The sequence below is a fragment of the Vibrio sp. T11.5 genome (genome assembly GCF_027587155.1).
GTDB lineage: Bacteria > Pseudomonadota > Gammaproteobacteria > Enterobacterales > Vibrionaceae > Vibrio > Vibrio neptunius.
This window is the reverse complement of the sequence record NZ_JAPPTP010000002.1, coordinates 108418-121568: the sequence shown is the minus strand read 5'-3', so window position 1 is coordinate 121568 and position 13151 is coordinate 108418. Positions and strand designations below refer to the sequence as shown.

The window sequence follows — 13151 nt, the reverse complement described above, 5'->3', positions numbered from 1 at the left end:
CTTTTGTAACCTTAGTATTAGGTTGCAGATTGACATAGAGTATTAGAATGGAGCAGGTGTTTTACTGGTTATTGGATACCTCCCATGGGCATGGTTTTGGCCTTGTTGTCATTCTGTTTTGTGTGATTATGTCCTTTGTGCTCTATTCTCGCTTACAAAAACATATTGAGGCGTTGGTTCAGGATACACCGACAGCCTTGATATTAGTTGAAGCTCAGTCTGGTAAGTTACTTCTTGCCAATAAGGGTGCCATGCAATTGCTGGCAATTCGCCGGGTAGGTAAATCGTATCTTTTGCCCGACACCGTTCCATGTCAATTCTTACTATCGATAATCAACCAGTTCTCTGGCGAAGGGTTTAAGCGCTTTCCTATAGAATGGCAGGTGTCGAAAAATACCCGTGTTAAGGTAGAGATGAGTGGCCGTAGAACCATTTACCGGAGACGTGTTTCTTGGCTGCTATATCTGTCTTCCTACCAAGCAACTGAGGATGAAATGGCGCGAGAAATTGAGTCTCTTTCAGTGGTCAGAAGTGCATTGGATAACCTTTCTGAATTGGTTTTTATAAAAAATAACGAAGGTGAATTAATTTCAACGAATCGTGCATTTGAACGTTTCTGGGGCGTACGTGCTGAGGAAGGCAGTGAGGACATTAAAGGGGTTGTTAAAGGACGGGCAAATAAACGCCGCTGGACCACAAATGCCGATGGCCGCAGTTGCCTACTCGAAACCTATCAGAATATTTTGATTTCTTCTTCAGGAGAAACGATGGGAAGCATAGGTATCAGTCATGATGTGACGGACTGGCACAATATGCAACAAAACCTCCGTAATGAGATGGACAAGCGTCGTGATACTGAAGTGGCTTTGGCTCAGCGCGATACCATTTTGCAAAATATTCTAGAGTCCAGCCCTGACTCTATAGGTATATTTAACGAGAATATGGTCTATCAGGCATGTAATAAGCCATTTGTTCGCGCTCTTGGTATTTCTGATGTTGATGATCTAATCGGTAAACGGTTGCAAGATGTGATTCCTGATGATGTATATAGCCGTTTGTCTGAAACGGATCAAAAGGTGCTGTATGAAGGAAAATCATTACGTTATATTGATAAGGCAATCAATAGTAACGGTGAGTTCACTTGGTATGATGTGGTCAAATCGCCTTTTCGCGATCCTGCTTCAGGTACGAATGGTGTCTTGATCATGGCTAGGGATGTCTCTGATCGTTATCTTGCTGCGCAAAAACTTGAAGAGGCGAATCAGGAACTCGAGCGGCTCAGCTTTATTGATAGTTTGACGCAAATTCCGAATCGACGTCGATTCGATGAACAGTTAGCGACCTTGTGGCCATTGCATATACGTGAGCGTCAGCCTCTAAGCGTTATGTTATGTGATATCGACTATTTCAAAGGCTTCAACGACTATTATGGACATCAAACAGGTGATGAAGCCCTAGCTAAAGTTGCAGGAGTGTTCAAGTCAGTGTTATTTCGAACCAGTGATTGCGTGGCTCGATATGGCGGTGAGGAGTTTGGATTTATTTTACCCAATACAACGGTTGACGGTGCCTTGCAGGTTGCAGAAAAAATTCACCAAGAAGTGAAGTTGTTGCATTTAGAACATTGTGCTTCAGAAGCCTCCTCCATCTTGACCGTGAGTATTGGTATCGCGACTCTTTCTCCTCAACCTATGGACAATAGCGAAAGCTTGATTGCTCTGGCTGACAGTGCTTTGTATCAGGCGAAAGCAAATGGACGTAATCAAACTTGTGTCCATCACACATCAGACAATTAACGTCGTCAGGACCTAGGTTCCCTTAGCCGTGCTCAGTGAAAACAGGTAGTATTTACCTAACCTTGTCGCACGGAGCGCTCCATGAAACCGATAAAAAACCTCGCTCAGTATTATGTCGATCTTTTGGTTAAGCTCGGCATTTTGCGTTTCTCAATTTTACTTGCATTGGCATTAGTCGCTTTAGCTGTTGTCGTTCAGGTTGGCATTACGTTAGTTTTGAGTGGCCATGTGGATGACATTGATATCGTTCGCTCTGTATTTTTCGGTCTGCTGATCACACCTTGGGCTGTGTACTTCCTTTCAGTGGTAGTCGATCAGCTTGAGGAGTCACGCCAACGCTTGTCCAAGCTCGTTTCTAAACTCAAAGATATGCGCTCTCGGGATCAGGACTTAAATCATAAGCTGCAGCAAAACATTGCCAAGCTCAATCAGGAAATTGAAGAGCGTATTAAAGCTGAAGAAGCACGCGAAGAAGCCATGAAAGATCTTGAAAATGAGGTTTATCAGCGTGAGCGTACTCAACTTGAGTTAGCTGAAAGAACCGCGCTACTTCGTTCATTTATAGATGCTTCTCCTGATCTTATATATTACCGCAATGCTGATGGTGTTTTCTCTGGCTGTAACCGTGCCATGGAAGAGTTGACTGGTAAAAAAGAAAATCAATTAGTGGGTTTAACACCATGGGACGTTTATAGCAGAGAAGTTGCTCAGCAGATTGTTGATACAGATGAAAAGGTGTTTGCAGACAATCAGGCGTTGACCTATGAGCAATGGTTGGAATACCCAGATGGTCGCAAGAACTATTTTGAATTGCGTAAAGTTCCGTTTTATAGCAAGGATGGCCGTCATCTTGGGTTGGTTGGTTTTGGGCGTGACATTACCGAGCGTAAGCGTCACGAAGAATCTTTGAAGAAAGCGAGTCGAGATAAAACGACTTTCATTTCAACCATCAGCCATGAACTGCGAACACCTCTTAATGGTATTGTTGGATTGAGCCGCATGCTGCTTGATACGCCATTGACAGATGAGCAGCGAAACCACATGCAAACTATTAATGTTAGTGCGATTACTCTTGGTAATATTTTTAACGATATTATTGATATGGATAAGTTTGATCGCCGTAAGCTTGAGCTTTTCCCGTCGTCACTGAATTTTGAAGAGTTTGTTGCTGAAATAGAGAGCATTTCTGCCTTAATGGCGTCTCAGAAAGGTCTGCGCTTTGACCTTGAGCGTCTTAGTGAACTTCCAACGGCGATTGATGTAGATGCAACCCGATTGAGGCAGGTGTTGTGGAATTTGATTAGCAACGCCATGAAGTTCACCAAAGAGGGCGGTGTTGTAATGACGGTAGAAGCTGAAGTCGATGAAGAGTTTGCTCGCATTACAATGGAAATTGAAGATAGTGGTATTGGGATACCGGAAGCCGAATTGGAAAAGATTTTTGCCATGTATTATCAAGTTAAATCGGGCAAAGATAATCTGCATGCTGTTGGCACTGGGATTGGCCTTGCCGTCTCTAAACAACTGATTAAGATGATGGATGGAGATATTACGGTAAGCAGCGAGGAAGGCTTTGGTAGTACCTTTACCGTGACTATTCATGTCCCTCTATCTCAGGCCGTTGAAGAGTCTGGAGTCCCTGATACTGAGCGTAAGGAACTTAATATCTTTATGGTTGAAGATATTGAACTCAACATCACTGTTGCGCGCTCGCTGCTTGAAAGTATGGGGCATGAGGTTAGTGTCGCCATGACCGGGCAAGATGCAATCGAAATGTTTGACCCTGAGATCTATGATCTAGCCTTCCTCGATATACAGCTTCCGGATATGACAGGTTTCGATGTCGCAGAATTTTATCGTAAAACCTATAAAGATTTACCTCCTTTGGTCGCCCTTACTGCTAATGTACTAAAGAATAAAAATGAGTATCTTGAAAAAGGCATGGACGATGCGATTAGTAAACCCCTATCGGTGATCGCGGTGCAGGAAGTGATTGCTAAGTTTACTTCGGGTGAAGTATACCAACGTCCAGAGCCTGATAAAGAGGTCGATATTCCAGAAATTAACGAATTATATAGCAGAGTGCTGGACCTAGAGATGCTGGACTCTTACGTGGGTATTGTTGGTGCTAAGCCAGTGCTGGATAGTATTGATATGTTTGAGAACATGATGCCAGAATACATTGAAGTGCTTAATTCGAATATGACAGCGAAGCATCAAGACGGTATTGTTTCTGAAGCCCATAAGATTAAAGGCGCAGCGGGCTCTATCGGCCTCAAACATATTCAGAAAATTGCTCAGAAAGCACAATCCCCTGACTTGCCTGCATGGTGGGAAAATATCGATGACTGGGTTGAAGAAATAAAGAATGAATATCAGAATGATATTCAGATTCTGAAAGAGTGGTTGGCTCAAAGGTGATAACAATGAAAAAAATCGCATTAGTCGCTCTTGGCGCAGTGCTTTTGGCAGGGTGTTCAACCGCACCAGTCGGTTGGGAACAAAGAAACCAAGCAACAGTTGAAGAAGCGACGGTACGCTTGAAGAGTAACCTTTGGTTGAATAAGATGCCGACCTTAGGTGAAGTCCAAGATCAAACGCTCCATGGTTCGCTGAATCTAGAGTCTGACAAGCTATTACCGGCAACTCTGGAAGTTGACAGTATTTCTATTAAGCAAGGTGATGATAGCTGGACTATTGATGGCGAATTACTGGAATTACGCACGCACAATCAAAGTCACTGGGAGGTCGCTTTTGTGTGGCAGTTTGCTGTGAATGCAGATCAACCAGTGGATGTGGCTGTCATGCTTAAGAACGGTGATAAGGTCGAGTGGCTGGTAGAAAAAGAAGTAGCAATAGATACAGTCTATTAGTCACTGGTCTCCCAGAGATCGAAAAGGTTGATGCCTTGGCATCAACCTTTTTCGTTTTTAGCTACTCGCTGGCACCTCTTTTAAACCAGCATTGATGTCGAGAACATCCTGTTCGCTTAAAGTTCCGACGGCTTGGCGAAGTTTTAATACGCTCAAAATGTAATCGTAACGTGCGTTAGATAAATTCTTGTTCGCATCATACAAGTTGCGAGTCGAATCGAGAACATCAACGATAGTACGAGTACCAACATCGAACCCTGCCTCAGTGGCTTCTAAAGCAGACTTAGTCGATACAACGGTTTGTTCATAAGCACGCAGTGCTCCAATTGAAGCGCTGATGTCATTGTTAAAAGCACGTACGTTTTTTACTACGCCGCGGTAAGTTGCTTCTAAATCTTGGCTCGCTGCTACGTAATCAAATTCAGCTTGCTTGGTGAGAGAGGTAGTTGAACCACCCGTGTATAGAGGTACCGACAAATTTAGCCCGATGTTAAAGCCATCCGAGTCATAATCACCAGAGCTTGGGGTACTATTCATTTGTTCGGCAAGGCTGTAGCTACCATCCAAAGTTAATGAAGGTAGGTGACCTGAGCTTTGAAGTGAAATATTATCCTTGGCGATATCTTGTGCGATACGTGAAGACAGTAGGCTCAGGTTTTTCTGCTGAGCTTCTTCAACTAAAGCGTCGACTGGCGTTTGAGTTTTAGTCGCAGAGAAACGAGTAATATCTAATACATTTAGATTGGCGTGTTCTAGGCCGGTGATCTCTCGTAAACCTTCGTAGCTGTTTACCAAACTATTTTCAGCTAATACCTCATCAGCTAACACTGAGTCGTACTGCGCCTGCGCGTCATGTACGTCAGTAATGGCAGAAAGGCCTACTTCAAAACGTTGTTTAGTTTGCTCTAATTGGCGACCCACTGCCGCTTTTTCGGCTTGAACAAAAACCAAATTGTCTTTTGCTCTTAGCACTTCAAAATAGGCAGTGGCAACCCTAAGAATGAGATCTTGCTGGGCTGCTGCATAAGTCGCGTCAGCTTGGCGTGCCGTTTTTTCCGCTGTATCTAGAGTTATCCAGCTTGAGCGCTTGTATAACTCTTGGGTAAAGCCTACTGCGGCATTCCAAGCCTCAGAATCGTTTGTGGCACTGTTACGTTCACCACGGTTTACGTCATAAGCTGCTGTTAAGCTAATTTGAGGTAGTAAGGTTGCACGGCTAGAAGTCACCGCTTCAAATGCAGAATCGCGAGAAGCTGCTGCGCTAAGTAATGTTGGGTCGTTATCTTTTGCTTGGTTATAAATTTCCGTCAGTGTGTCAGCGAAAGCATTTGTGCTCAGGCTTCCTAGTGCTGCACTGATAAATAGTGGAAGCAGTTTTTTCATAGGTCCTATTCCTGCCAAAATATGAAAAAGGTGACTCATCGAGAGTTTAACTCATACTGATGCTAATTCACGCAAAACTTTGCAAATTTTTACACTTAACTATCCACTTGTGCAATATATTTAATTCATCAATTTAACTCAGAATACAAAAATTGTATAAAAAGTTGAGCCATATCCTTGGAAGTTAAGCTTTTGTCTGAGTAAACTATAAGATTCACTCACTGAGGTACCGAATGCAACTATCTGACAGTCAACAAAGTGAATTTACTCCACAAGATGTCGAAATTATCTCAAAAGAAACTCTATTTAAGGGCTTTTTTAAGATGGTTAAGTATCGCTTTCGACATAAATTGTTTGAAGGAGGTTGGAGTGAAGTTATTGAACGTGAAATGTTCGAGCGAGGACACGCTGCGGCTCTACTGCCATATGACCCAGTGACGGATCAGGTTGTTTTGATTGAACAAATTCGAGTGGGGGCTTTGGAGCATGCTCATCCATGGCAACTAGAAATTGTCGCCGGGATTATTGATACACAAGAGTCACCAGAAGAGGTAGTTCGTCGCGAAGCGGCAGAAGAAGCCGGCATTTCAGTTGATGGGTTAATCAAAGTGGTGTCCTATTATCCTTCTTCTGGAGGCTGCTCAGAGAAACTGGATGTGTACGTTGGGAAAGCCCAAGCTTCCTCCGCACATGGCGTTCATGGTTTAGACTATGAAGGTGAGGATATCCGAGTTCATGTGGTTGATCGCGAGGTCGCCTATCAATGGGTCACGGACGGGAAATTTGAAAATGGTGCTTCGATCATTGCTTTGCAGTGGTTACAGCTCAACTACCAAGCAGTAAGAGAACAATGGCACAAGCAGCAGTAAAAAAGGCGTATCACGTTGATTTAGCAGATTTGATGCGTACCTATGAAACCAATTACGCCAAGCTCAACGCTTTACTTCCACTTGGAGCTAAGGTCGGAGATTTACGCTGCTATCAAGCTGCTGACATGGCGTATCAAATTCAAGTGGTCGAAGTCACAAAGTACACAACTTTGGTCGATATTTGTCAAAGTGATGATATACCGGTGTTTCCATTGCCAAAAATGTCTGTCAGGCTCTATCACGATGCTCGTGTAGCCGAGGTATGCGAGTGCGAACATTTAAAACGAGTGAATGCTCGATACGAATATCCCAATGACAAAATGGTTCAACAAGATGAGAAAGTACAATTGAATCGTTTCTTGGGTGATTGGTTATCTTTTTGCTTAAGGCATGGTATCAGCCGGACGCCGATCAATATTTAGGTTTTAGTTTTGAAAGTAACGTCAAGCTCATCAGATAGCAGCATTAGACTGCTCCAGATTACAGATACTCATCTATTTGAAGCAGCAGATGGAAGCCTTTTGAGTGTGAATACAGGCGACAGTTTCAAAGCTGTCATTGACGCTATTGTCGAAGAAAATCCTGCCTATGATGCCATTTTGGCGACAGGGGATATTTCACAAGATCATAGCGAAGCTTCTTACCAACGGTTTGAGAAAGGTATTATCCCACTCAAGAAAAAATGTTTCTGGCTGCCGGGTAATCATGATTTCAAACCGAGCATGACATCAGTGATACCTTCTCAGCAAATTCAGCAGATTGAACATGCACTGTTGGGTGAACAATGGCAGATGATTGTGCTTGACTCTCAGGTTGCAGGTGTACCGCATGGTCGTTTGAGCGACAAGCAGCTTATGCTTCTTGAGGAAAAACTCGCTCAGTACCCTCAACGCTACACCCTGATTTTACTTCATCATCATCCTATACTGGTTGGTAGTGCTTGGCTAGATCAGCACACCTTGAAAGATTCAGAAGATTTATGGCAAATTCTTGATAAACATAATAATGTTAAAGCTGTCTTATGTGGTCATGTGCATCAAGATATGAATGTCGTTCGTAAAGGCGTTCGTGTTATGGCAACGCCATCCACCTGCGTTCAGTTCAAACCACACTGCGATGATTTTGCTTTAGATAATCAGGCTCCAGGTTGGCGTGAACTTCTGTTACACGACGACGGTACTGTCGAGACTGAAGTGAAACGGCTACCTGTGGGTAGCTTCCAACCTGATTTTCATTCAACGGGCTATTAAACTTGAATTCTTCTTACTAAGGATCTCTATGCGACCTTCATTACTTCTTTATATTCATGGCTTTAACAGTTCTCCTTTGTCTCATAAAGCTAATGTTATGAAGGAGTATTGTAAGCAATATTATCCTGATATTAAGGTGGTTGTGCCTCAGCTACCATGCTTCCCGAAACAAGCCGCTGAGTGTTTATTGGACATTATTGAACAACATATCAATGAATATCGTATTGGTTTGATTGGCAGCTCTCTTGGGGGATACATGTCTATGTGGCTGAATGCTCAATTTGGCTTCAGAGCTGTGGTTGTTAACCCAGCAGTAAAACCTTATGAATTGCTCGCTGATTACTTAGGTGAACAAGAAAACCCCTATACACATCAACGTTATGTTTTAGAAGATAGACACATTGATGAGCTTAAAGTATTGGATACACCTTCAATCAAGCGACCTCAGGATTTCTGGCTTTTGCAGCAAACTAAGGATGAAGTGCTGGATTATCATCAGGCAGTCGATAAATTTTTAGGAGCTAAGCAAACTGTTGAAGAAGGGGGGGATCATAGTTTTATTAACTTCGAACGCTACCCCCAACAAATTATCGAATTTCTTCAGCTCTAGCACTCCTTGAGGGAAGAGTCATAATTTTAGTGGTTACTTCGTTATCCCGCTTGACATCATTGCCTCTCTTCCAGACTATGTTTCACCTGTATTGAGCTGGATTCAGAACGACGAGAGTTTGGCCGTTTTTGCTACTTTTTAGGCTCATTGATAAAAAGAACAAAAAATTGCTGGCTCAGTAACCCATTTATTTTATATAACGAAATTCCGTATTATGACTGAACAATATAATGCAGGAGCCATTGAGGTTCTTAATGGTTTGGAGCCAGTACGTCGCCGACCAGGGATGTATACGGATACCGCGCGTCCTAACCATTTGGGACAAGAAGTCATCGATAACAGTGTCGATGAAGCGCTCGCCGGACACGCTTCAAAAGTTCAAGTAATTCTCCATGCTGACCAGTCGCTTGAAGTGATCGATGATGGTCGAGGCATGCCCGTTGATATCCACCCAGAAGAGAAAGTCTCTGGTGTGGAGCTTATTTTATGTAAGCTTCACGCAGGTGGTAAGTTCTCGAATAAAAACTATCAATTCTCTGGTGGTCTACACGGGGTAGGTATCTCCGTGGTGAACGCCTTGTCTAAGCGTGTGGAAGTGACAGTGCGCCGTGATGGTCAGGTGTATGACATTGCATTTGAACATGGTGATAAGGTTTCTGATTTAACCGTGACAGGGACTTGTGGACGTCGTAACAAAGGTACTAGCGTCCACTTCTGGCCGGACGCTAAGTACTTTGACTCGGCAAACTTCTCAGTCACCCGACTGATTAACAACCTTCGAGCCAAAGCTGTGCTTTGTCCAGGACTGGAAATCACGTTCTCTGATAAGGTTAATGGTAACGAGCATAAATGGTTGTATGAAGATGGTCTCAAAGATTATCTTGCGGAAGGCGTGAAAGGCTATACAGTTTTGCCCGAAGAGCCATTTACTGGCGAATTTTCTGCTGAAACAGAAGCCGCAAACTGGGCTGTCATTTGGCAGCCAGAAGGTGGTGAGATGATCACCGAAAGCTACGTTAACCTCATTCCTACCGCACAAGGTGGTACTCATGTTAACGGTCTACGACAGGGGTTACTTGATGCAATGCGTGAATTCTGTGAATTCCGCAACTTGTTGCCACGTGGCGTTAAGCTTACGGGGGATGATGTATTTGATCGCTGTTCGTACGTGTTGTCGGTTAAGATGCAGGATCCCCAATTTGCTGGTCAGACTAAAGAGCGTCTCTCTTCACGTCAAACCGCTGCATTTGTTTCTGGAGTCGTGAAGGATTCATTCAGCTTATGGCTAAATGAAAAACCACAACTTGCTGAACAGCTTGCTGAAGTCTGTATTGCTAACGCTCACCGTCGTATGCGTGCAAGTAAGAAGGTAGTGCGTAAAAAAGTGGCTTCAGGCCCAGCTCTACCAGGCAAGCTGACGGACTGTTCGGTTCAAGATTTAAACCGCACTGAAATCTTCTTCGTCGAGGGTGACTCGGCAGGTGGTTCAGCTAAGCAAGCTCGTGACCGTGAGTTCCAAGCGGTAATGCCACTACGCGGTAAAATTCTTAATACGTGGGAAGTCTCTCCTGATCAGGTACTTGCTTCTCAAGAAGTCCATGATATCTCAGTGGCACTAGGTATTGATCCAGATAGCGAGAATCTTGAAGGTCTTCGCTACGGTAAGATCTGTATCCTTGCCGATGCGGACTCGGATGGTCTGCATATCGCAACGCTACTTTGTGCGCTATTTACGCGTCACTTCCGCTCTCTGGTTGAAGCGGGTCATATCTATGTCGCCATGCCTCCTCTTTATCGTATCGACTGTGGTAAGGAAGTTTTCTATGCCCTTGATGACGATGAGAAAGAGGGCATTCTAGAGCGCTTGTCGAAGAAGAAAGCAAAAATCAACGTACAGCGATTCAAAGGTTTGGGTGAGATGAACCCACTGCAACTTCGTGAAACGACGATGGATCCAAATACTCGTCGCTTAGTTCAGCTAACCATTGATGACAACCAAGCCACTATGGAAATGATGGATATGCTGCTTGGTAAGAAGCGTGCTGATGATCGTCGCTCTTGGTTACAAAACAACGGCGACATGGCAGAGGTTTAACAGATGTCTACTGAAATCACATTTGATGGCGTTGAACAGTTGCCAATGCGCAAGTTCACCGAAGACGCTTATCTCAATTATTCGATGTACGTCATTATGGATCGCGCGTTGCCATATATTGGTGACGGTTTAAAGCCGGTTCAGCGTCGTATTATCTATGCAATGTCGGAGCTTGGCCTTTCGGCAGCGGCAAAATACAAAAAATCAGCACGTACTGTTGGTGACGTGTTAGGTAAATACCACCCTCACGGGGATTCTGCTTGTTACGAAGCTATGGTATTGATGGCTCAGCCATTTTCATATCGCTATCCGCTCGTAGATGGTCAAGGGAACTGGGGTGCGCCTGACGATCCTAAATCGTTCGCGGCGATGCGTTATACCGAAGCCAAACTATCTAAGTTTGCGGAAGTTTTGCTTGGCGAGCTAGGTCAAGGCACCGTGGAATGGCAGCCGAACTTTGACGGCACAATGAAAGAGCCGCAAATGTTGCCATCACGTTTACCCCACATCCTGCTTAACGGTGTGACAGGTATTGCGGTAGGTATGGCCACGGATATTCCACCACACAACGTACGTGAAGTGGCGGAAGCAACGATTCACCTGATCGACAATCCAAAGTCTGAACTTGCAGATGTAATGAACTTTGTTCAAGGGCCTGATTACCCAACAGAAGCAGAGATCATTTCGCCTAAAGCAGACTTAGAGAAGATTTATCGTACTGGTCGCGGCAGCATTAAAATGCGTGCTGTGTGGCATAAAGAAGGTTCAGAGATCGTCATTACCGCTCTGCCACACCAAGTGTCCGGCGCTAAGTTACTAGAGCAAATCGCTAACCAAATGCGTGCTAAAAAGCTGCCTATGGTTGACGATCTGCGTGATGAATCCGATCACGAGAATCCGACTCGTATCGTGGTGGTGCCGCGTTCAAACCGCGTTGACTGTGACCAGTTGATGAACCATCTATTTGCCTCAACCGATCTTGAAAAGAACTTCCGTGTAAACCTAAACATGATTGGTTTAGACAACCGCCCTCAGGTGAAAGGGCTCGTTCAAATTCTCTCTGAATGGATCGAATTCCGCCGTGCGACTGTACGTCGTCGTTTGCAACACCGTTTAGATAAAGTTATGGCTCGCTTGCACATCTTGGAAGGTTTGTTGGTTGCATACCTTAACCTTGATGAGGTGATTGAGATTATTCGTACTGAAGACGATCCTAAAGCGGTGCTGATGGAACGTTTTGGTATTACTGATATTCAAGCCGATGCGATTCTCGATACCAAGCTTCGCCACTTAGCGAAATTGGAAGAGATGAAGATTCGTGGAGAGCAGGAAGAGCTAGAAAAAGAACGTGAAAAGCTAGAGCAACTATTAGGTTCTGAGCGACGTCTCAATACGCTTCTGAAGAAAGAAATCAAAGCGGACGCAGACAAGTATGGCGATGATCGCCGTTCGCCAATGGTTGAGCGCGCAGAAGCCAAGGCGCTAACAGAGCGTGACTTAGTCCCTAGTGAACCAATTACGGTTGTGCTTTCTGAGAAAGGTTGGATTCGTCATGCTAAAGGACATGATGTTGATGCGGATGGCCTGAACTATAAGTCGGGTGATAAATACCTTGCTCATGCTCGTGGTAAGAGTAATCAGCAGGCCGTTTTCCTCGGCAGTGATGGTCGAAGCTATTCACTCGAGTCGCATTCTCTACCGTCAGCCCGTAGTCAGGGCGAGCCGATTACTGGGCGTCTTAACATTAGTGCAGGAACTAATATCCGTCATGTGGTAATGGGGGAAGAAGAGCAATTGTGGTTAGTGGGTTCTGATGCTGGCTATGGTTTCGTTTGTAAAGGCAGTGATCTTTTATCAAAAAACCGTAGTGGTAAAGCACTGGTTACATTACCACAAAACTCGGAAGTGATTACTCCTGACACCATTAGTGATCTAGATAATGATGAAATTTTAGCGATCACCAACCAAGGTCGAATGCTGTTATTCCCTATCAAGGATCTTCCTCAATTGGGTAAAGGTAAGGGTAATAAGATCATCAATATTCCTGCTGCTAAAGCCAAAGAGCGCGAAGAGGTGGTATCACATTTGATATCCTTGCCTCAAGGAGCTTCAATCACTCTTTATGCAGGTAAGCGTAAGCTAGGTTTGAAGAGCGCCGATCTGGACAACTTCCGTGGTGAGCGAGGCCGTCGAGGCAGTCTATTACCTAGAGGATTACAAAGAGTAACACGCATAGAAATCGAAGGCTCTACAATGGAGCAAGACAGCGAGTAAA

The 13151-nt window shown here is 44.3% G+C and carries 10 protein-coding genes; 9 read left to right on the top strand and 1 reads right to left on the bottom strand.

The genetic code is table 11. From position 1 onward, the window contains the following. Positions 1-47 precede the first annotated feature (47 nt). From OH455_RS03795 to OH455_RS03785, 3 genes are all read left to right on the top strand, one after another. On the top strand, positions 48-1796 hold the full coding sequence (locus tag OH455_RS03795) for a diguanylate cyclase domain-containing protein (RefSeq protein WP_269980398.1): 1749 nt from the start codon (positions 48-50) through the stop codon (positions 1794-1796). An 81-nt stretch (positions 1797-1877) separates the two neighbouring features. Beyond that, positions 1878-4217: an aerobic respiration two-component sensor histidine kinase ArcB gene (gene arcB, locus OH455_RS03790; protein WP_269980397.1), complete on the top strand. Its 2340-nt coding sequence runs from the start codon at positions 1878-1880 to the stop codon at positions 4215-4217. Between the two features lie 5 nt (positions 4218-4222). Further along, positions 4223-4669, top strand: coding sequence for a hypothetical protein (locus OH455_RS03785; RefSeq protein ID WP_269980396.1), 447 nt, complete (start codon positions 4223-4225; stop codon positions 4667-4669). A gap of 57 nt (positions 4670-4726) precedes the next feature. Here OH455_RS03785 and tolC read toward each other — a convergent pair whose 3' ends face one another. Further along, positions 4727-6052 (bottom strand): outer membrane channel protein TolC, encoded by a 1326-nt coding sequence (gene tolC / locus OH455_RS03780; protein WP_269980395.1) that lies wholly within the window; start codon positions 6050-6052, stop codon positions 4727-4729. A 233-nt stretch (positions 6053-6285) separates the two neighbouring features. On the opposite strand from tolC, the gene nudF reads away from it, so the two are divergent. The 6 genes from nudF to parC all read left to right on the top strand — a co-directional run bounded on the left by nudF (position 6286) and on the right by parC (position 13150). Further along, positions 6286-6921, top strand: a complete 636-nt coding sequence (gene nudF / locus OH455_RS03775; RefSeq protein ID WP_269980394.1) for an ADP-ribose diphosphatase — start codon at positions 6286-6288, stop codon at positions 6919-6921. Beyond that, positions 6903-7343 (top strand): DUF1249 family protein, encoded by a 441-nt coding sequence (locus OH455_RS03770; RefSeq protein WP_045976187.1) that lies wholly within the window; start codon positions 6903-6905, stop codon positions 7341-7343. Before nudF ends, OH455_RS03770 begins: the two co-directional genes overlap by 19 nt. Positions 7344-7352: 9 nt before the next feature. Continuing rightward, positions 7353-8171: a 3',5'-cyclic-AMP phosphodiesterase gene (cpdA, locus tag OH455_RS03765; protein ID WP_269980393.1), complete on the top strand. Its 819-nt coding sequence runs from the start codon at positions 7353-7355 to the stop codon at positions 8169-8171. A 28-nt stretch (positions 8172-8199) separates the two neighbouring features. Further along, on the top strand, positions 8200-8781 hold the full coding sequence (gene yqiA, locus OH455_RS03760) for an esterase YqiA (RefSeq protein WP_269980392.1): 582 nt from the start codon (positions 8200-8202) through the stop codon (positions 8779-8781). Positions 8782-8995: 214 nt separating this feature from the next. Continuing rightward, complete coding sequence (gene parE / locus OH455_RS03755; protein WP_269980391.1) at positions 8996-10876, top strand: DNA topoisomerase IV subunit B; 1881 nt, start codon at positions 8996-8998, stop codon at positions 10874-10876. A gap of 3 nt (positions 10877-10879) precedes the next feature. Beyond that, positions 10880-13150 (top strand): DNA topoisomerase IV subunit A, encoded by a 2271-nt coding sequence (gene parC / locus OH455_RS03750; protein WP_269980390.1) that lies wholly within the window; start codon positions 10880-10882, stop codon positions 13148-13150. Position 13151: the final 1 nt, after the last annotated feature.